Genomic DNA, 22,147 nt, shown 5'->3' with positions numbered 1-22,147 from the left:
AAAAAACAATTAATTCGGGATTTGTCTGACCTTATCTAGCCAGGTAAATTTTAAAATCGTGGTGGTAACAATAAATATGGCAAAGGCTATCAACATTTTAGGATAATCTCTAACCAACAAATAAATTGGTAGTAATATCATACTAGATTGCCATACCATGCCCACTAAACAGTTGAGCATATCTGACCAAAACTCTGTATTCTTTTTAAAGTTGGGTTGTGTTTGTTGTATTTGGGCAACCACTGGTTGCCACCAACCCCAAGGTTTAACGCTCTTATAAAATGCCTGTAATACCTCTGGTTTTGTTGGTTGGGTAAAGTAGGTACCCAAAATAGAGCCTAACAACGAAAAACCTAAAATCAATGGAAACAGGTAAATGGCATGCACATTGGTTAATTCATATAAAAGGGTACCCGCTTCAAAACTGGCCTTGTTTTGATCCAATAAGAAATTAAGGGTAGCAATAAGCAAACCGGCGAGCATTCCCCAAAAATAACCCCAACCATTAAAGCGCCACCATACCCATTTTAAAAAGTTGGCTGCCACATAACCTCCGTACAAAGCACTTGTTATCCATAAGGTTAAGGAGTTGATAGAATCTGCAAAAAAACCCATGCAAACACCTAAAACCACAACCAAACAAGATGCCAATTGGCTGGCCTTGATATAATGACTTGGGGAAGCGTTAGGCTTAAAGTATTTTTTATAAATATCGTTTACAATATAAGCTGGACCAGAATTTACAAAGGCAGAAAAAGTTGACATGAATGCCGCTAAAAGCCCTGCCAACAACAATCCTTTAATACCCACTGGAATATGGTTATTGATAACCTTAGGAAGAATCACTTCTAAACTACCGCCATTTAAATTGGGATCTGCATTCATTTCTGGCCCCATGGCCACTAAGGCTATTACCACAACCCCGGCTATTAAAAGATACCGTGGTATGTACAGCACCAAATTGGTAAAACCACTCATATAGGCGGCTTCCTTAACCGTTCTAGTAGAAAGTATACGTTGAAAATCGTAACTAGGAACAGGCCCCGCAATACTTGCAAAAAAGCCTTTAAATAACGTCATCCCTATAAATGCCCCAAACATTTTATAACCTTCAGTATCTATAAGCCTATTAAATGCCGCAAACTTGTCTCCCCAAACTGGTTCTAACTCGGCACCAAACAATATGCTTTTCCATTCTGGTGTAATAATCCCTTGCAATTGCAAATCGGCAACACTGTAAAAAGCATAACCAGCAACCAGAATTCCAGTTATAACCATTATACCAAATTGCAGTACCTCTGTGGCAACTACGGAGAACATTCCGCCTTTGATCGTATACAATGTGGTTAACAGAATAATTACCAATGCGTATGCTTGCTCAGAGGTGAGCAACACCAATTCTCCCAATTGTAAGGTTAAGTCCCAAGGAAGTATTACGGTCAAGAACTTACCAGTTCCTTCAAAAAAGTATGCAATAAAACCAATAGTTGAAACTACGGCAAACACAGCCACTATACTGTGAGACGCCCTACCTGCACGGTCGTCTCCAAATCGTGTTAATATCCATTCAGACCCCGTCATAATATTGGACCTCCTGATCCAGATAGCCAAGAATATCATCACGAATACTTGGTTCCAGATAGGCCATAACCACATGAACATAAAACTCTTGGCACCATATAAGAACAGTATACCCACCATCCAGGCCGTACCAGATATATCGAACATGCCAGAACCGTTGCTCAATCCTAAATAATACCACTTAATATCGTTACCTCCCAAGAAATACGATTTAAGGCCTTTAGAAGCCTTTTTAGAAATCCAAATACCCACAAAAAGCGTTAGCAAAATGTAGATAGCAATTATAGATACATCTATGATATCCATACTCAATTATTCTTTACATTCAATACTTAGGATTTGCTCCCATCTCAAATTCCAAAACCCCTCCAGCCATAATTTCGTTATGCGTTATGTAGGTACGGTCTAGCAGCTTACCGTTTAGTTTTACCGTTTGTATATATTTATTCTCAGTTGTTGTTTTAGGGGCCTCCACCGTTAACGTTTTACCATTGTCTAGCTTTATAATCGCTTTCTTAAATAGTGGACTTCCAAATTCATAGGTGCCAGAAGCTGGATTCATTGGATAAAAACCGAGTGCACTAAAAACGTACCAGGCAGACATCTGGCCACAATCTTCATTACCACTTAGACCATCTGGCCTTGTGGTATATTGAGTGTTTAAAATTTCGCGCACCCAAAATTGGGTTTTCCATGGTGCATTTGCTTTATTAAAAAGAAACGCTATGTGGTGACTGGGCTCATTTCCATGCGCATACTGGCCAATGAGACCAGAAATATCTACAGAAACGTTATCCCCAGTTATGTCTGAACTTTCTGTAAACAATTGCTCCAATTTTTTAACAAAAGAAGCTTCCCCTCCATGCAAGGCAATTAAAGATTCCACATTATGCGGTACAAACCAACTATGCTGCCAAGCATTTCCTTCTGTGTAATCTGTATGTTCTCTATGATTGGAATGTTTGGGATCAAAAGGCTGCCTCCATTGTTGCCCACTTGCAGATTTACCTTGCATAAATCCTGTCTTAGGATTAAACAACTGTTCAAACGACTTAGACCTTTGGTAAAAATAATCGTAGTCTTCTTTCTTGCCCAAGGCTTTCGCCATTTGTGCCACGCACCAGTCATTGTAAGCGTATTCCAAGGAAATGGTCACAGATTCGTCTGCCATATCAAATGGTATATAACCGTATTGGCTGTATAAATCCAGCCCTCTATCTCTACCTAACATGGTCTTTTTTACCGCTTGGTAGGCCAAATCAACATCATAATCCCTAAAGCCCTTTAAATAGGCTTCTACCAATACAGACACTGCATGGTTTCCGGTCATGGTTTGGGTTTCATTACCGTAGAGCGTCCAAATGGGTAGCCTACCCTGTTCTTGATAATAGGCTAGCATGGATCGTATAATTCCGTTTACTTTTTTAGGTTGAAGAATATTCAACAAAGGGTTTTCTGCCCTAAAAGTATCCCAAACGGAAAGGGTTGAATAGGCAGCTGTATGTTGAGGAGCCTTTGCGATAGAATCGTTTTGTAAGCGAAATTCCCCAGATACATCACTAAACAAATTAGGAGCAATTTGTGCGTGGTATAAAGCGGTATAAAAAATAGTTTTTAAAGAATCTATTGGCGTATCTATTTCTATTTTTCCTAGTGCGTTACGCCATTCTTGTTCTGTTTTTGCCTTAGTTTCTGCAAACCACTTACCTGTTGCCAAATTTGCTTTGGCATTAGCTATACTTACAGAGGACACTGCAATTTTTAACTGCACACTGACTGTTTCTGGTGCAAAAAAGAATTGTGCCCCCGTATTTTTACCTGCTACTTTTTGCACTTGCTCTTTTATAAAACCATCTGCTACCCAATTGGTATTTACAATAGATTGATTGGTCTGAATAGCAAAAAAGACCTTTTGATTTTTTGCCCAACCTGTACTGTGTCTATAACCGGTTATAAGTGTTTTGTTTTCCAGATTAATTTCAGATGCCAAAACACCATCCCAATTAACTGCAAAACCCAAATCAATAATAAAAGAAGGCTCTTCTTTAGCATTGAAAGCATATTTATGTACCGCAACGCGTTCACTGGCCGTTAGGGAAGCAGTTACGTCTGGCTTAGATAAATAAACACTATAAAATCCAGGGTGCGCTTGTTCCCGTTCATGATTAAAACTAGACACATATGGCAAACTATCTCTGGTTTTTCCAAAACGTGTTACGTCCATTTTAGAATTGGTAGGCATTATTAGCACATCCAACAAATCGCCAATACCCGTACCACTTAAATGCAACTGTGAAAAACCAGCTATTAAAGAGTCTGTTATATGGTACCCTGAGCACCAATCCCAGCCACCTCTCCCGTTATCCGGACTAGGTTGCACCATACCAAAAGGAGATACGGCACCAGGAAATGTATGGCCGTGACCGCCGGTACCAATAAAAGGGTCAACATAAGACAATACGTCTTCCGTACTTTGGTTTGCCCCTTTGTTGTTGTTTTCTGTACCGCATGCGCCGTACAGTAACAGACCAAAGGTTACTACAACCCATATATTTCTAGCCAATGGTGTCATTAAAAACTATAGTTGGTTTGGATATAGTGGTCAAAAAGTCTAAAAAATCTCTTGATTTTACCTTCTTTATTAGACCAGCGACCAATGAGAGAAGCCAAATGCTAGAAAAAACGGTATACCACCCGTAAATTGTATCCTTAAGCTATCAAGTCAATAAAACTTGCATTTAACCTAACCCAAATATTTGGTTGCATCTATTTTTAGCAAAAAAAAGAAGATGTTTCAGTTCCTTTCTAGATTGATTGACGACCCCGACCCAGTTATTATTATCCCATTTGGTGGCTACGCCAACAACGATAAGATCTTTGGTCAGGCTAGGGTTTTGGAGGACGAAGGAATTACACACGAAGAAGACAACGGTTTTTTAAAGAATTTATACAACAGCTATAAACGTTTTGAAAGCGATGAAAAAGAAGGTGTTGTAGTTACAGTAACCGCTAATGAACTTAAAACCAGTCTTACATCAGATGCGGAAGGCTATATATATTTAGACGAAGCCTACAATGCCAATTTACTTGATGAAGAATGGCACCCCATACACTATTCACTAACATACAGTGGCAAACCCTTTACTATAAAAGACGAAATTCTTAAACCATTACCGTCTGCACAGTACGGTATAATTTCAGATTTAGATGACACGGTAATACGTACCGGTATATCTTCGGCATTTAAATGGAAGGTTGTTGTCAATTCCTTCTTTAAGCATAGCAATCAGCGCATGCCATTAGAAGGCGCACAAGAATTCTACCAGTTGCTTAGAAAAGGTATAAGCGGAAATGACAAAAATCCATTCTTCTACCTTTCCAATAGTCCTTGGAATTTGTATGAATATCTTATGGAATTTTTAAAATATCAGAATTTTCCAAAAGGCGTGTTACTTTTAAGGGATATAGGCTTGGAAAACAAAAAAAAACAAAGTTTTAAGGAAGAGAACAAGTATATAAAAATTGCACATATTCTGGAGAGTTATCCAAATCTACCTTTTGTTTTAATTGGCGATGCGGCAGATTTAGACCATGATATTTACAGCGCTATTGCAGAAACATATCCTAATAGGATTAGCGCCATATACATTCGTACCACAAAAGACCATCTAAAAATGAAACGAATCAAGAAAAGACTGGAGCAAAAAACCCACGTTCCTATTCAACTTATAAACCATACGGACGAAGCTGTGGTGCATGCTAGAGCTAATGGACTTATCAACTAAGAGGAGAAACAAAATTAAAAATGGTCGTTACAACAACAAGTCTAACGAGTACTTAATTTTATTCATTGATTATAAATTTGAAATATAATTTTCAATCTTACCTTTTCTAGCCTCAACACCTTTAAAGGAAGTTAGTCCAACCTTTTTACAAATTCAATTTTTTAGTAAGCAAGAGATTAAATAATATTTTCTTTGCACCAATAAAACAACAGTACAGCACACAATCTTGACTTATTTACCTAAAAATTTCATAATTGTTATCCGAAATGTTGCCATAACTACATTGGGTGCACTTACAATGAGGTTCTAATAATTAATGTATATTTAATAGGATGACATTAGTTGACCCCAACCGAATATTAAGGCGTTATGAAAGATATGAAAACCAATAGCATATGATATATTTCTTCTAATTCTTATATAACTTAAGTATAACCCAAATAAAAGTTGTACCGAGACTAATATAGGAATGAATAAATAGTGGAAAACTTCAAAATAAGAAAAATTTAATGCATGTAAAAAGCCAAAAGCAAACAAATTATAATACAGATAATAATTAAACTTTTTCTTTAAAAATAGACTTAGTCTTGAACTGATGGTAAAATATAAAATAAATGAGCATACTACCATTAATATAATTCTGACATAAAAACCCACATCAATAAATTTCAATATGTGTAAATAGAATATAAGTTGTACGGATAAACTAACCGCGACTGTTAATTTATTTACTTTAAGACTAAACCTAAATGCCAATTCTTCTATTATAGGCCCTATAAATACAATGATTAAAAAAGCATGTGTAAAATTACCTCCAAGGCTTTTCTTACTCTTAAACACCATGGCGAAATCTACGAAAGTTACAGTTAGCATTCCAACCGCGAATGCCCACAAAAAGGTTATGGTTAAGTCATAGATTACAAAATTCTTAAAGTCCGTAATGAACTTTGCTTCTCCCTTTTTTAAGTTTTTTGGATTTTTTAAGAATAAAAGTAAATCAGATATTAGTTTCATGTACTGGTTTAAAGAAGTTACAAATCAAAATTAGCATTTATTAAATACTGGATGCTATTCAGATAGTTATGATTAATTTTTTAATCAAGCATTTAGTCTAGTACATTTCATTTATGGGTCAAAATATGTGCAGCAACTACTACCTAACCCACCGCATCACCTATTGCATAACCAACAGCATGCCCTATGTCTTTTGCTAAGTCAGAAAACCAACCACCACCTTCTATTACAGTTAACTCTTGTACATTCTATTCTTGAATATTATACATCTCGAAATCCATTTTTTCTAATTTTTAAAGTATCAAAATTTTCCAAAAGGCGTGTTACTTTTAAGGGATATAGGCTTGGAAAACGAAAAAAAACAAAGTTTTAAGGAAGAAAACAAGTATACAAAAACTGCACATATTCTGGAAAGTTTTCCAAATCTACCTTTTGTTTTAATTGGCGATGCGAAAGATTTAGACCATGATATTTACAGCGCTATTGCGGAAACATATCCTGATATGATTAGCGCCATATACATTCGTACCACAAAAGACCATCTAAAAATGAAACGAATTAAGAAAAGACTGGAGCAAAAAACCCACGTTCCTATTCAACTTATAAACCATACGGACGAAGCTGTGGTGCATGCTAAAGCTAATGGATTTATCAACTAACAAGGGAAACAAAAAAGCCTCAACATTCGTTGAGGCTTTTTGCGGTCTGGACGGGACTCGAACCCGCGACCCCCTGCGTGACAGGCAGGTATTCTAACCAACTGAACTACCAGACCAAGAATTTTATCTTATTTAACTAAGACTCCTGCATCAGCGGGATTCAAATCTTGTTACAATTGCTTTTCAAAAGCGAGTGCAAATATACACGCTGTTTTTAATTACACAAAATTTTTTTTCATTTAAACGAACTTTCTTCGTTCTACTAAAAATGTATTTAAGACTGTTGCAAAATCGGCACCAACGTCAACTGCCACATACTTAATCTTATACTGCATACATTTAAGCTTCACTTCTTCTTTATAGGCCTCAAATTCTTTTTTATAATTTTCTTTTACACCTTCTGCGTACACATCAATTTTAGCACCGGTTTCAACATCAATAAATCGCTTGGGACCTGCTTCAAAATCAAATTCTTGTTCTAACTTTTTGTCCATTACATGGAACATTACAACGTCATGTTTATTATACTTTAGATGACGCAAAGCCTCAAACAACCTTTCTTGTTCCACCTGATGCTGCAACATATCCGTAAACAAAAAAACTAAACTTCTACGGTGTAGCTTTTCTGCTATTTGATGCAAATAGTCATAAGTGCGCGTTTCCTTATCACCTTGCTTGCTATTACCTAACTCATTTAATTGTGCCAAAAGCATCTGCATGTGCCGCTCACTGCTTTTTTCAGGAGCATAGTAATTATACCCTTTACCATATACACTTAAGCCAACAGCGTCTCGTTGCTTTTTAAGCAAGTTCATTATAGCCGCAATTGCCAACACTGAAAACCCCATCTTATTTAAACTCCCTATCTGTTGTTGCTTTAATTCTGGAAAGTACATAGAAGCCGAGTTGTCCAAAATCATATGACAACGCAAATTGGTTTCTTCTTCGTAGCGTTTGGTGTACAACTTATCTGTTCGTGCAAACAATTTCCAATCTATGTGCTTGGTGCTTTCTCCGTTATTATAAATCTTATGTTCCGCAAATTCTGAAGAAAAGCCATGAAAAGGACTTTTATGCATACCATTGATAAAACCTTCTACTACTTGCTTGGCAAGCAATTCTAGATTTTTAAATAGTTTGGCGTCTTGTAATTGATTTTTAATATCCATCTAACCCCAAGATAAAAAGAAAAGGCCCGGTTTACACCAGGCCTTTAAAATTTATTACGCTATAGGTTTATAACAAACCGTCAATAGCGTCTGTGTAAACTTTTTTAGGAGATACACCAACTTGTCTGCTTACGATTTCTCCATCCTTGAATACCAATACGGTTGGAATGTTTCTTACTCCGTATTTAGCGGCAAATTCTTGGTTGGCATCTACATCTACTTTACCAACTACAGCTTTGCCATCGTATTCTTGACTAACTTCTTCTATGATTGGGCCTACCATTCTACAAGGTCCGCACCATGCAGCCCAAAAATCTACCATTACTGGCTTATCACTTTTTAAAACAACTTCTTCAAATGTTGCATCTGTTATCTCTAGTGCCATGTGTATTTATTTATATTAACGCAAAGTTAGTCAATTAAAACGCGCATTCCTTACTCTTATAACATTTGTTTTCATTATCAAGCAATTGGCAAAACTTATACTAGTTTAATTTATAAACCACCTCTTGTTTTTCTAATGTATTTAATAAGTCTGTGGTAATATTTACTTTTTGCTTTCTGCTAGATAAATTTAGCTTTATCTTTTCTTCTTGTTCGTACACCACAAAATTTAGGGTATGGCTCCCGGCATGTTCTAAAATAGCTTCTTTTAACTCCTTGATCCGCTGTTCTTGCAAGGCTGCCACATTTAGTTTTATAGTCAACTTTTTAGCGTAGGTTTCCATTACATCCTGCAACTGCTTAAAATCATTAAACTGCAACCTAGGGTCTCCCTTTTTACCGGTTTCCCTATTAACCCAACCTTCTCTAATAAACACCTTTAGGTAAATAAAAGAATTCATCATTAAAAAGTGCCTAAAACGCAGGTATTCTTCACCAAAAATCCTAAACTCATAAGAATCCATATAATCTTCTACTGTGAATGCGGCCCAACCTTTTCCGTTTTTAGATACTCGGTGTTGCACATCTGTAATTACCCCCGCAACAGAAAGCTCCCTATTCACCACTTCGTTCAAATCGCCCTTTAAATGAGACAAACTTGCGGTGCAAAAGGCATCCATTTCTTTTTTAAAGTCATCTAAAGGGTGCCCAGAAAGGTAAATACCTACCACTTCTTTTTCCCTTCTTAATTTTTCCATGGTACCCCAATCATCACAAGGAGGCACCACCGGTTCCGGAATTTGAACCTCACTGGCTTCGCCAAACAAACTTACTTGAGAACTATTTTGATTCTCTTGAAACTTGGAACCATATTTTATTACTTTTTCCAAGAACATGATACCGTCTGCTTCTTGATGAAAATACTGTGCCCTATGTGTGCCGCCAAAGGAATCGAACCCACCAGCTAAAGCTAAATTTTCAAATGCTTTTTTATTTGCTGCGCGAAGGTCTACTCTTTTGGTCATATCAAATACAGATTTATAAGGACCATTTTCTGCACGTTCCTTTACGATTGCTTCTACGGCTGCCCTACCAACCCCTTTAATGGCTCCCAATCCAAAACGAACTGCATAGTCTTTATTTACGGCAAATTTGTAGAACGATTCGTTTACATCTGGACCCAATACCTGCAAGCCCATTCGCTTACACTCTTCCATAAAAAAGGTGACCTGCTTAATGTCATTCATGTTATTGGACAAAACCGCCGCCATGTATTCCGCCGGATAGTGCGCTTTTAAATAGGCCGTTTGGTAAGCAATGTACGCATAGCAGGTAGAGTGACTTTTATTAAAAGCATAGGATGCAAAAGCCTCCCAGTCTTTCCAAATTTTTGCCAAAACATCTCTTGGATGTCCATTTTTTTCGCCCCCGTCCAAGAACTGTGGTTTTAACTTTTCTAGTAGGGCAAAAATCTTTTTACCCATAGCCTTCCGCAAAACATCTGCATCACCCTTAGAAAAACCTGCCAGTTTCTGAGACAAACGCATCACCTGCTCTTGATACACCGTAATACCGTAGGTATCTTGCAGATACTCTTCCATCTCTGGCAAATCATAAGAAATCTCTTCATCGCCATGTTTACGGGCAATAAAACTTGGTATGTATTCCATGGGCCCCGGACGGTACAAGGCGTTCATGGCAATTAAATCGTCAAAAACCGTAGGCTTAAGACTCTTCATGTGTTTTTGCATCCCAGGCGATTCGTACTGGAACACCCCAATTGTTTCTCCGCGTTGAAAAAGCTCATACGTCTTTTCATCATCTAGCGGAAAGTCATCTGGAATCAATTCTACCCCCGTTCTTGCTTTTACAATTTTTACCGTATCCTTAATAAGGGTTAGCGTTTTTAACCCCAAGAAATCCATTTTTAGTAACCCCGCACTTTCTACCACAGAGTTATCAAACTGGGTCACATACAAATCGGAATCCTTTGCGGTAGAAACAGGTACAAACTTGGTAATATCATCTGGAGTAATGATTACCCCACAAGCATGTATACCGGTATTACGCACAGAACCTTCTAAAATACGCGCCATGTTCACGGTACGGCCTTCCAAATCATCTGTTTCAGAGATATTCAACAGCTCGTTGATTTTCTCTAAATCTTCTGCTCTAAACTTCTTTTTTAAGGTAGCCTCGTCTACCCCAAATATTTTACCTAGCTTACTCATTTGCGGAATAAGCTTGGCAATACGGTCGGCATCACTAAGCGGTAAATCTAAAACCCTAGCCGTATCACGAATAGACGATTTGGCCGCCATGGTACCGTAGGTAATAATTTGCGCTACTTGATTGGCACCATATTTTTTGATTACATAATCCATCACACGCCCACGACCCTCATCATCAAAGTCAATATCAATATCGGGCATGGACACCCTATCCGGATTTAAGAAACGCTCAAAAAGTAAATCGTACTTAATTGGATCTATATTGGTAATGGTTAAGCAATAAGCTACCACAGAACCTGCAGCAGAACCCCTACCAGGACCTACGGAAACCCCCATGTTACGGGCCTCACGAATAAAGTCTTCTACAATCAAAAAATAACCCGGATAACCAGAATTTTCTATGGTAGCAAGCTCAAAATCTATCCGCTCCGTAATTTCTGGGGTTATTTCGCCATAACGTACTTTAGCGCCCTCGTAGGTAATATGCCTTAGATACGCATTCTCTCCCCGTTTACCACCATCAACCTCGTCCTCCGCTACTTTAAACTCGTCTGGTATATCAAATTTAGGAAGTAGTACGTCTCGCGCTAAATCATACGGCTCTACTTTGGCAACAATCTCATGCAAGTTTTGTATCGCCTCTGGCAAATCCGTGAAAAGCTCACGCATTTCTTCGGACGATTTAAAATAATATTCTTGATTGGGCAATCCATAACGGTAGCCACGACCACGACCAATAGGTGTTGTTACCTTTTCTCCATCTTTAACACATAATAAAATATCATGCGCTTCTGCATCCTCTTTTTTGCCGTAGTAGGTATTATTGGTGGCCACCAACTTTACATCATACTTTTTGGCCAACTCTAACAATACCATGTTTACACGGTCTTCGTCTTCTTGGCCATGACGCATTATTTCCAAGTAAAAATCGTCTCCAAACTGCTCTTTCCACCATAATAAGGCTTCTTCCGCTTGGTTTTGACCTACGTTTAGTATTTTGTTTGGTATTTCACCATACAAATTACCGGAGAGCACCATAACATTTTCCTTGTATTGGGCTACAATTTTGCGGTCTATCCTTGGGACGTAATAAAACCCATCTGTATAGGCCAAAGAGGCCATTTTAATTAGGTTTTGATACCCAGCCTTGTTCTTTGCCAAAAACACGATTTGGTAACCGTTGTCTTTAACAGATTTATTGGTGTGATCTTCACATACCTGAAACTCACAACCTATGATTGGTGTTATTTCTACCTCCGTAGGTTGTTCGCCATTGGCAATGAGCTCTTCATTTTTATCCTTAGCAGCCTTGTTATGCCCTTTTACTTCTTTAACAAAGTGAAAAGCCCCCATCATATTTGCATGGTCCGTTATGGCTACCGCAGGCATTTTAGCTTTTGCCGCTTGTGAGACCAATTCTTTGGTACTCATGGTAGATTGCAAAATGGAATACTGGGTATGGTTGTGCAAGTGCACAAAATCTACAGCTGCTAATTCGGCTGCATTTTGCTTAAGTTCCTTATCGCTTACACCACCTGTATCTTTTTCCCAAAGTGCATCTGCAATTTTTTTAGAAGCTGCCTTTAGGTTGATGTGCTTTAAACCAATTAGCTGTATTTCTTGCGGATTAGCCTCTGAAAAGCGCTCAAAATAATCTGGTGCAACGTCTAATTGCTCTAGCGTATATTGTTTTTTACGAACCAGTTCTAAAAAGCAACGCGTGGTTGCTTCCACATCCGCAGTTGCATTATGTGCCTCTGCAAAAGGCTCGCCAAATAAATATTGATGTAATTCTGTTAACGTGGGCAATTTAAATTTACCCCCTCTACCTCCGGGAATTTGGCAAAGTTCTGCCGTATGTTCCGTACAAGTATCCAATACTGGGAGTTCTTGTAATGGATTGGCCACGGATTCCCTATAAAATTCGGAGCCCATAACATTAACATCAAATCCCACGTTTTGCCCAACAATAAATTTTGTTTGGGCCATTGCGGCATTAAATTTCTCCAATACCTCCCTCAGCGGCACGCCTTCTGCCTCTGCCAAGGCAGTGGATATCCCATGAATCTGTTCTGCCTCATACGGAATATTAAAGCCTTCTGGTTTTACCAAATAATCCTGGCTTTCAATAAGCCTACCCATTTCATCATGCAATTGCCATGCAATCTGTATACATCTGGGCCAGTTATCGGTGTCAGAAATAGGAGCGTCCCAACGCTTGGGCAAACCCGTTGTTTCCGTATCAAAAATCAAATACATAGACAGAAAATTGTAACCCCCAAAATTAGGCAAAGATGCCCGTTTATTAAAACCAGAACCGCTCAACTTTTCAGTAGTTATGAACCAATAAAAAAGCCAGGCAAAACCTGGCTTTTAAAACTATGTTGAATCTAAACTAGGACACTGCGTTCTCATAAACACTTGCCGTGTCCAATGTCTCTCTAATTGCATTACGTTGTTTCATCAACAGGTTCTCTGTTGAGGGTGGTAACACAAATTTTTTGTCGTTAATAATGTCGTTGTAGGTATTAATGGCTTCTTTTTCGCCACGTTCTACCTCGTTCAACATAGCTTCCTCATTATTCGACTCAAAGTAGGATCTTAAATTCATCCAATTTCTATGTAATGTTCCTTTGGTACTACCACCTTTATCAGGGTCTTGGCCAAAGGCTCTTATTTCTTTTTTCAATTCGTGCCCAAAATCGTATCGCTGGTTGGCACGCTCTTTAAAAAACTTCTGTATTACCGGATTGTTCACATTTTCTGCAGCTTGCTTAAAGCCCTTTTCTGCATCATACGTTTTTTCCAATAATTCATTTAATTTGTTAGACATTTCTACTGTGTACTCCATTATTCTCTTTCATTTTAATTCAACATACGTGTTATTGACTATCAACAACAGTACTTAAGATAATATTATTCATCGCAATATCAAGTATTTAACAGGGTTTATAAGGGATTTAACAAGCTAGAAAGCAGCTGTTAAGAGAATTAACTTTTTTAAAGCTAATTAGTTGGCATATGGGAAAATAAGGCTATATTTGCACCCGCTTTTCGGGTAAAAGCAAAAAATGAATTAATAATCAAGGGTCGGGCACCCAACAAATTAATGTGATATGCCAGTAAAAATTAGATTACAACGCCACGGTAAAAAAGGAAAACCATTCTATTGGGTAGTAGCAGCGGATAGCCGCTCTAAAAGAGACGGTAAATTTTTAGAAAAATTAGGTACTTACAATCCTAACACTAACCCTGCAACTATTAACCTAGATGTTGATGGTGCTGTAAAATGGTTGAACAATGGAGCACAACCAACAGATACTGCTAGAGCTATCCTTTCTTATAAAGGTGCACTTTTAAAGCATCACTTATTAGGTGGTGTTAGAAAAGGTGCTTTCTCTGAAGAAGAAGCAGAAAAGCGTTTTAATGCTTGGGTAGAAGAAAAAGAAAAAGCGGTACAAGCTAAAGTAGAAGGCTTAGACCAAGCTAAAGAAGAAGAAAAAGCAAAAGCTTTGGCAGCTGAAAAAGAAGTGAACGAAGCGCGTATTGCTGCACAGCAACCAGAAGTAGAAGAAACTCCAGAAACTGAAGTTGCTGGTGATGCATCTGCAGAAGTAGAAGCTGTTGAAGCTGCACCAGAAGTACCAGAAGAGGCTCCTGCAGCTCCAGAAATGAAAGAAGGCGAAGCTGATAAAGAATAATTTGTAGACGATGCGCAAGGAAGATTGTTTCTACCTGGGCAAAATCGTTTCAAAATATAGCTTCAAAGGTGAGGTTCTAGTAAAACTAGATACCGATGAACCTGAAATCTACGAAAACATGGAATCAGTATTTGTCCTTTTAGGGCGAAATCTGGTTCCATTTTTTATTGAAAGGTGCCGCTTACACAAATCGGCCCTACTCCGTATAGATTTTGAAGATGTAAAAGACGAAGCTGCCGCAGATCGTATTATGGGAAGTGAACTATATTTACCGCTTTCCTTTTTACCTAAACTTAGTGGGGACCAGTTCTACTATCATGAGGTAATCGGGTTTAGAATGATAGATGCCGTTCATGGCGATATAGGTGCCGTTGTTTCCATTAACGACAGTGCTAGTCAAGTTTTGTTTGAGGTAGATAAAGAAGGCAAAGAGTTATTGATTCCCTTGAACGACGATATCATCACCAAACTAGACCGGGCAAAAAAAGAAATACATGTATCCACCCCTGATGGATTGGTAGAATTGTATTTAGGCGAATAATGGCAGAACCTTTCACATTTAAACAATTTACGGTGCACCAAGACCGCTGCGCCATGAAAATTGGCACAGATGGGGTACTACTTGGCGCTTGGGCACCCTTGCACAACCAACCCGATTCCATTTTAGACGTGGGTACCGGAACCGGCATAATAGCCTTGCAATTGGCCCAACGCAGCCCCGCAGAACTTATAGACGCTTTGGAGTTAGACGATGCCGCTTATGAACAATGCGTTGCCAATTTTGAAGCATCGGATTGGGCAGACCGCTTGTTTTGCTACCATGCAGAATTCTCTGAATTTGTAACCGAAATGGATGCAGAGGAGTACGACCTAATTGTTGCCAATCCTCCTTTTTATACGGAACAGGTAAACAGCGGTTCTTTAGAAAGAGATGCAGCCCGGCAAGAATCTTCATTACCCTTTCCAAATTTATTGGAAGGCGTTGCCAAACTTTTGACTCCAGAAGGCGGGTTCGCTTGCATTATTCCGTTTAGCGAAGAAAAATCTTTTTTGGCTACAGCAAGAAATTACGGCCTTTATGCTACCAAGATAACCCATATAAAAGGCAACCATACCGCTCCCATAAAACGTAGTTTACTGTATTTAACTTTTGAAGAAAAGCAGCCTCTGGTGAACGACTTGGTAATAGAAAAAGAGCGCCACCAATACACCGAAGATTACATTAACCTTACCAAGGATTTTTATTTAAAAATGTAAAGACCTCCCAAGTGCTTCTTATCTTTGAAAAGAGACTAAACTGAAGCATATGGACCCAAAGGCATTTTCTGCACCCGATTATTATTTATTAGACGATGTTTTGAGTAGCGAACATATAATGGTCCGTGATGCAGCACGGTCATGGGTAAACAAAGCTATTATCCCTATTATTGATGAGCATGCGCAAAATGCTACTTTTCCCAAGCAAGTAATAGGCGGCTTGGCAGAAATTGGCGCTTTTGGCCCCATGATTCCAGAAAACTACGGTGGTGCTGGTTTAGACTACATTAGTTACGGTTTATTAATGCAAGAAATAGAGCGTGGCGATAGTGGTATACGCTCTACCGCTTCCGTACAATCTTCTTTGGTCATGTATCCCATTTATGCTTATGGTACCGAAGCGCAAAAAAAACATTTTTTACCCAAACTGGCATCTGGGGAATATATGGGCGCCTTTGGACTAACGGAACCCAACCACGGTTCTAACCCTGGAGGCATGGAAACCAAGTTCAAAGACCAAGGAGACCATTACTTATTAAACGGGGCCAAAATGTGGATTTCCAATGCCCCATTTGCAGATGTGGCCGTGGTATGGGCCAAGGATGAAAATGGCAGAATCCATGGTCTTTTGGTAGAACGTGGCATGGAAGGCTTTACCACCCCAGAAACCCACAACAAATGGTCCTTACGCGCATCTGCCACGGGAGAACTGCATTTTGATAATGTAAAAATTCCAAAGAAAAATCTGTTACCCGGTAAAAATGGGCTATCCGCCCCTCTACATTGTTTAGACTCTGCACGGTACGGCATTTCTTGGGGCGCAATAGGAGCCGCAATGGATTGTTATGATACCGCTCTACGCTATGCCAAGGAACGTATGCAGTTTGGCAAACCTATTGCTGCTTTTCAACTACAACAAAAAAAGTTAGCCGAAATGGTCACAGAAATCACCAAAGCGCAATTGTTAGCGCATCGGTTAGGACAATTAAAGAATAAAGGTAAAGCGAGCTCTGCCATGATTTCCATGGCCAAACGAAATAACGTTGCCATGGCATTGCAAGTAGCTAGGGAATCTAGGCAAATTTTGGGCGCTATGGGGATTTCTGGGGAGTTTAGCATCATGCGCCATATGATGAACTTAGAAAGCGTTGTTACTTACGAAGGCACACATGATATTCACCTACTTATCACGGGAGCAGACATCACCGGAATCCCTGCATTTAAATAATACCGCAATCATGAAAAACATCTATTTCCTTTTGATATCCCTTTTACTTCTCGCTTGCAAGCAAGAACCTAAATCTACAGCGAATAAATCTACTGTTACAACAGCATCACCTCAACTCAACTTACAAACTCCAGACGAGCTGTATGGCGATTTGTTTGTAGCCGTACAAATGAGTTCGCTTTTTGAGGACAGTAAGACCTTTGTAGATTGTATCCCAAAGAAGGATTCAGAGGTTATATTGCAAGCGTATCAAAACGAAAAATCAGAAGAGGGTTTTAATCTAGAGACATTTGTAACTACTTATTTTGAGCTTCCACCGTCCATATCATCAGATTTTGAATCGGACCCCGCAAAAAATGCAGCGGAGCATGTCGCATCGCTCTGGCCCGTTTTAACTAGGACCAATGACACCGTACAACAGATGGGCTCCCTAATACCGTTACCTAATGCCTATGTGGTACCAGGCGGACGCTTTAGAGAGGTTTACTATTGGGATAGCTATTTTACTATGCTAGGCTTAGCCGAAAGCGGCGAGTTTGAACTGATTGAAAACATGCTAGACAATTTTTCGCATTTAATTTCTACCATAGGGCATATACCCAACGGCAATAGAACGTATTATCTAACACGTTCCCAACCTCCATTTTTTGCACAAATGGTGGCATTATTAGCAAAGCATAAAGGCTCAGAAATCTATAGCAAATATGCTAAATCACTAAAAGCAGAATACGAGTTCTGGATGCATACGGATATCGCGGAGCAAGCAGCAAGCCAACATGTAGTAAAAACAGTCTACGGCCCAATGAATCGCTATTTTGATAAAGGAACTGGCCCAAGACAAGAATCTTTTAAAGAAGATTCCCTCCAAGTTGCCAAAATGAACGGAGGTATAAAAATGTACCAAGATTTGCGCGCTGGCGCCGAATCTGGCTGGGATTATTCCACACGTTGGTTTGCAGACGCCAAAAGCATAGAGACTATAGAAACAACGGATATTATTCCTGTAGACTTAAATGCACTTCTTTACGGTTTAGAAAGTGTACTTATAGAATGTTATAAAGACCATCCAGATTATGTGGACCAATTAAAAACCCAACAACAAAACCGAATTGCCTTCTTAAATAATAAATGCTGGAATCCAGAATTAGGCCTTTTTGAAGATTACAATTTTATTAAAAATAAGGGAACAGGCGTAAAATCTTTGGCTACCGTTTATCCATTATTTTTTGAAATGGCAACCCAAGAGCAGGCAGACGCTATAGCCAAAACCATAGAGCAAGAGTTTTTAAGACCCGGTGGCGTGCTTAGTACTTTGAACCATTCTGGACAACAGTGGGATGCTCCTAATGGATGGGCACCGCTACAGTGGATGACCTATGTTGGGTTAAAAAATTATGGTCACCAGGCATTAGCCAAGACTATTGCTACCCGCTGGGTACAATTGAACGAAAAGGTTTATGAGAACACTGGCAAATTCGTAGAAAAATACAACGTAGAGGATTTAACCTTAGAAGCGGGCGGTGGAGAATACCCCGTGCAAGATGGCTTTGGTTGGAGTAATGGTGTATACCTAGCGCTAAAAAAGGAGTTGGAACAATAGCAACTTTTGCTTACGGATAATATTCATTATTCGATAACATACGCTTTGCCTCCTATAAATAACATATCCGTATCTATAACATTATCTCCTTCTGCACCTATGGCAAAGGAAAGTTTTATAGTAGCACCATTATTGTACGACAAACTGATTTCGTTACCCTTAATATGGTAAACACCAGAATTTTCATCGTTTTTCCAAGCGGAAGAACCGTACGCGGTTACCCCGCCATTTTTTGCATGGGTAAAATGCTTATCATCCAAAAACGTTAGTTTAGAACTAAAAAGAGCCATTAACCCATTACCATAGACACCCCCAGAAACCTTCTCATACGTTCCGATTAATTTAATTTTGGGGTTATAAGGAAATGCCACGAACCAATTACCGGAATCCAAATCATACTGATAGGACTTGTTCTCCTCGTTGGTCAACGTAAAAATAGTTCCGTTTCTTGTCCATTTACCCCAAAGATTGACATCTGTAATTTTAGACTGTGAAATATCAACCTCAGAAAGCGCTTCTTCTCCTATTTCAAAATAGGTTCCATCCTTAAACAAGACTATAGGTTCAAATGATATGGCTGCTGGATAACCACCTGTTACCCTAAAATACCAGCCGTCAACTTTTTCTAGATTATTCCCACTCTTTTGGGCCAGAGAATTAGAACAACTAAACAAAACCACTAAAAGATAAAGCGCTGCTTTCATTTTTCACTATGAATTAATTCTCTAACACTTAAAAATAAGAAATTAAAATTCTAAAAAAGCTACAGTTTCTCCACAGTAACCTTTACACTTTTACTTATAGGCGTGTAACTACGGTCTGCATAATGGTTTATGGGCACCAAAACATTGGTTTCTGGAAAATAGGCCCCCAAATTTCCTTCTGGAATATTATAAGGTATTACCAAGAATTTTTCTGCAGTACGCTTTACACCATCATAATGGCTATGTAGGTTCACCACATCGCGCTTAGCTAAACCTTTAGCGGCCATATCCTTCTTATTCATGAACAAGACCCGTCTTTCATTATAAACCCCACGGTAACGATCGTGCAATCCGTAAATGGTAGTATTAAATTGGTCATGAGAGCGAATGGTCATCAACATAAATTCGTCCTCATTTAAATCATGATTCGGCAAGTTATTGACCATTAACTGCGCTTTACCATTGGGTAAATGACTAAAATCTTTATCCCTAGCATTATTGGGCAAATAATACCCAGAACCTTTGGCACGTTCCTCCGTATTTTTAAAGCCTTTTGCCACCTTATCTATCAACTCGCGAACCATTTCATAGTTATCGCCAAGTGTTCTCCAGTCTACAGAATGATTCCCTTTAAAATAGGCATCTGCAATATGGGCAATAATTTCGGGTTCGCTTACCAAATCGCCAGAAGCAGGTTTTAGCAAACCTTTGCTATGCCTTACTCTTCCCATGCTGTTTTCTACGGTAAAGCTACGCAGTTTACCATTTTTCATATCCTTTTCGGAACGCCCCATAGTAGGCAAAATCAAAGCAGTTTTACCAGTGACTAAATGCGAACGATTCAACTTAGTACTAATTTGGACGGTTAAATCACAATTCTGAATAGCTTCTGCAGTATATGCCGTGTCTGATGCCGCCATTAAAAAATTACCCCCCAAACACATAAACACTTTAGCATCGCCCTTGTGCATTGCCATTATGGCTTTTACCACATCCACACCTTCTTCCGTAGGCGCATCAAAACCCAAATGTTCTTTAATACGCTGGTTCATCGCCTCATCTACAAAATGTTGTATACCAACGCTACGGTCTCCTTGTACATTGCTATGCCCCCGTACTGGACAGGTACCCGCATGGGGTTTACCTATAGCTCCTTTAAGTAGTAATAAATTGATGAATTCCCGTATGGTTTCTACCCCATTTTTGTGCTGTGTAAGCCCCATGGCCCAGCACACAATTATTTTAGAAGATGGCGCCAATAACTGTACCGTCTCGTCTATTTTGGCCTCGGAAACACCAGTCATTGCAATTAAATCTTGCAAATTATGCTGGTCCAAATCGTTCATTACCGCTTCATAACCTTCTGTGTACTTCGCAATAAAATCGTGGTCAAAAACAGAATTTTCTTCTGCATCTAAAGCCTTTAATTTCTTTAGAATAGCCTTTATCAAAGGAATATCTTGATTTATGCGCACCTGCAAATGAATGTCTGCCATGTCTTCCCCACTAAGCATTCCTTTTACATGCTGTGGATTTTTAAAATGCACAAGTCCTGATTCTTCTAGCGGATTAATACTAATCACCTTACCTCCATTTTGCTTGCATTTTTCTAAGGCCGATAACATTCTAGGGTGATTTGTCCCTGGGTTTTGCCCAGCTATGATAATCACTTCTGCCCCATACAAATCATCTAAGGTTACAGAACCTTTGCCAATACCTAGGGTTTCGCCCAATGCCACCCCACTGCTTTCATGACACATATTGGAGCAATCTGGCATGTTATTGGTACCAAAAGCTCTTGCAAACGTGCCGTATAAAAAAGCGGCCTCGTTACTAGAACGCCCGGAGGTATAAAAAATAGCTTCATTTGGGTTGCTAAGCTTGTGTAAATGCTCTGCAATAAGTTGATAGGATTCTTCCCAAGAAATAGGCTCGTAGTGGATGCTATTGGGGCGTAATACCAAAGGCGACACCAAACGCCCAAACCTATTTAATTCGTAATCCGTTAGTTGCGATAATTCCTCTACCGAATGTTTAGCAAAAAAAGCAGCATCTATTTTATCTGTAGTAGCCTCATCTGCCAAGGCTTTTGCTCCATTTTCGCAGTATTCTGCAATCTTAGAAGGGTGTTCTGGGTCTGGCCAAGCACAGCTAGGACAATCAAATCCGTCTTTTTGGTTCATTTTGAATAGTGCTCGGGTAGATCGCACCACCCCCATTTCTTTAAACGTATGCTTTAGCGCCTCTTTTACACCCAGAGCTCCTGCAGCATGTTGTACGGGATTACCTAATCTTAAACCTGTAAACTCCGTGGAGCCCGTATGGGAAACGTTTCTTTTTTTCTCTAACATTTTATTGCAGTTTAGGATTGGGATAGTTGTCTGATTGATCCTCTATGGTATTATCCATACACGTAAAATCTTTTTCTAACAGCAGGTATAATTTTTCTCCAGATGGCAGCAGCATGGTATTATCATGACCAACCAAATTGTTAGCATACCACTCTTTGGCCTCTGGTTCTGGCACCAACATGGAAATACAATTATTTTCAAAATTTGCTTGCAACGCGGTAATACCAGCATATTGCTTTACTTGATAGGTAAAGTTTGCGCTTTCAAAAGCTGTGGTTTCTACCACTATACCTTCTGTAGAAAGCTTTTTTACTTCGGACTGTGTAAGTCTAAACCGTACCGAATTTCCTTTTATTCTAATTTTCATGGAGCAATTTTTAACCTACCCACTAAGGTACGCATTAGCCAATAGTTCTTTACCCCATTTGCACCTATCCTTTATTCTTTTAAAACCAATTTTACTGATTCTGAAAAATATGCGGT

15 protein-coding genes, 1 tRNA gene and 1 pseudogene are annotated in these 22,147 nt (G+C 39.0%); 7 read left to right on the top strand and 10 right to left on the bottom strand.

The genetic code is table 11. The features are described from left to right. Positions 1-9: 9 nt before the first annotated feature. Both BUL40_RS03230 and BUL40_RS03225 read right to left on the bottom strand, forming a co-directional pair. The gene (locus BUL40_RS03230) at positions 10-1,887 is read right to left on the bottom strand and encodes a sodium:solute symporter family protein (protein WP_080318067.1); all 1,878 of its coding nucleotides are present in this window, start codon (positions 1,885-1,887) and stop codon (positions 10-12) included. A gap of 19 nt (positions 1,888-1,906) precedes the next feature. Further along, positions 1,907-4,153, bottom strand: a complete 2,247-nt coding sequence (locus tag BUL40_RS03225) for a GH92 family glycosyl hydrolase (protein WP_080318066.1) — start codon at positions 4,151-4,153, stop codon at positions 1,907-1,909. Positions 4,154-4,370: 217 nt separating this feature from the next. Here BUL40_RS03225 and BUL40_RS03220 point away from each other — a divergent pair, with 217 nt between their 5' ends. Both BUL40_RS03220 and BUL40_RS03210 read left to right on the top strand, forming a co-directional pair. After that, the gene (locus tag BUL40_RS03220) at positions 4,371-5,366 is read left to right on the top strand and encodes an App1 family protein (RefSeq protein ID WP_080318065.1); all 996 of its coding nucleotides are present in this window, start codon (positions 4,371-4,373) and stop codon (positions 5,364-5,366) included. A gap of 1,316 nt (positions 5,367-6,682) precedes the next feature. Further along, positions 6,683-7,039, top strand: a pseudogene (locus BUL40_RS03210) (phosphatase domain-containing protein); the annotation flags it as partial. A 42-nt stretch (positions 7,040-7,081) separates the two neighbouring features. Here the strand turns inward: BUL40_RS03210 and BUL40_RS03205 are convergent. From BUL40_RS03205 to BUL40_RS03185, 5 genes are all read right to left on the bottom strand, one after another. Continuing rightward, positions 7,082-7,155 (bottom strand) — tRNA-Asp (locus tag BUL40_RS03205). A 123-nt stretch (positions 7,156-7,278) separates the two neighbouring features. Further along, positions 7,279-8,208, bottom strand: a complete 930-nt coding sequence (locus BUL40_RS03200; RefSeq protein WP_080318062.1) for a DUF58 domain-containing protein — start codon at positions 8,206-8,208, stop codon at positions 7,279-7,281. Between the two features lie 67 nt (positions 8,209-8,275). Then, the gene (trxA, locus tag BUL40_RS03195) at positions 8,276-8,593 is read right to left on the bottom strand and encodes a thioredoxin (RefSeq protein ID WP_010519498.1); all 318 of its coding nucleotides are present in this window, start codon (positions 8,591-8,593) and stop codon (positions 8,276-8,278) included. Between the two features lie 100 nt (positions 8,594-8,693). Beyond that, positions 8,694-13,082, bottom strand: coding sequence for a DNA polymerase III subunit alpha (dnaE, locus tag BUL40_RS03190; protein ID WP_080318301.1), 4,389 nt, complete (start codon positions 13,080-13,082; stop codon positions 8,694-8,696). A 136-nt stretch (positions 13,083-13,218) separates the two neighbouring features. Beyond that, on the bottom strand, positions 13,219-13,674 hold the full coding sequence (locus BUL40_RS03185) for a ferritin-like domain-containing protein (RefSeq protein WP_010519496.1): 456 nt from the start codon (positions 13,672-13,674) through the stop codon (positions 13,219-13,221). A gap of 265 nt (positions 13,675-13,939) precedes the next feature. Here BUL40_RS03185 and BUL40_RS03180 point away from each other — a divergent pair, with 265 nt between their 5' ends. From BUL40_RS03180 to treF, 5 genes are read left to right on the top strand one after another with little or no spacing between them, the layout of a single operon-like run. Next, positions 13,940-14,524, top strand: a complete 585-nt coding sequence (locus tag BUL40_RS03180) for a 30S ribosomal protein S16 (RefSeq protein ID WP_080318061.1) — start codon at positions 13,940-13,942, stop codon at positions 14,522-14,524. Positions 14,525-14,534: 10 nt separating this feature from the next. Further along, positions 14,535-15,065: a ribosome maturation factor RimM gene (gene rimM, locus BUL40_RS03175; RefSeq protein WP_080318060.1), complete on the top strand. Its 531-nt coding sequence runs from the start codon at positions 14,535-14,537 to the stop codon at positions 15,063-15,065. Continuing rightward, entirely contained in the window at positions 15,065-15,781 is a 717-nt protein-coding gene (locus BUL40_RS03170; RefSeq protein ID WP_080318059.1) for a tRNA1(Val) (adenine(37)-N6)-methyltransferase, read from the top strand. Before rimM ends, BUL40_RS03170 begins: the two co-directional genes overlap by 1 nt. Before the next feature lie 49 nt (positions 15,782-15,830). Further along, a complete protein-coding gene (locus BUL40_RS03165) occupies positions 15,831-17,009 on the top strand; it encodes an acyl-CoA dehydrogenase family protein (protein ID WP_080318058.1) in 1,179 nt (392 codons plus the stop codon). Positions 17,010-17,019: 10 nt separating this feature from the next. Beyond that, entirely contained in the window at positions 17,020-18,609 is a 1,590-nt protein-coding gene (treF, locus tag BUL40_RS03160; protein WP_080318057.1) for an alpha,alpha-trehalase TreF, read from the top strand. 26 nt (positions 18,610-18,635) lie between these two features. On the opposite strand, the gene BUL40_RS03155 is transcribed toward treF, so the two are convergent. From BUL40_RS03155 to BUL40_RS03145, 3 genes are read right to left on the bottom strand one after another with little or no spacing between them, the layout of a single operon-like run. After that, positions 18,636-19,313: a hypothetical protein gene (locus tag BUL40_RS03155; protein ID WP_080318056.1), complete on the bottom strand. Its 678-nt coding sequence runs from the start codon at positions 19,311-19,313 to the stop codon at positions 18,636-18,638. Between the two features lie 59 nt (positions 19,314-19,372). Further along, complete coding sequence (locus BUL40_RS03150; protein WP_080318055.1) at positions 19,373-21,664, bottom strand: FdhF/YdeP family oxidoreductase; 2,292 nt, start codon at positions 21,662-21,664, stop codon at positions 19,373-19,375. A gap of 1 nt (position 21,665) precedes the next feature. Then, positions 21,666-22,031, bottom strand: a complete 366-nt coding sequence (locus BUL40_RS03145; RefSeq protein WP_080318054.1) for a DUF7009 family protein — start codon at positions 22,029-22,031, stop codon at positions 21,666-21,668. Positions 22,032-22,147: the final 116 nt, after the last annotated feature.

The sequence above is a fragment of the Croceivirga radicis genome, assembly GCF_002072105.2.
Lineage (GTDB): Bacteria > Bacteroidota > Bacteroidia > Flavobacteriales > Flavobacteriaceae > Croceivirga > Croceivirga radicis.
This window is presented reverse-complemented; position numbering and strand designations above follow the sequence as displayed.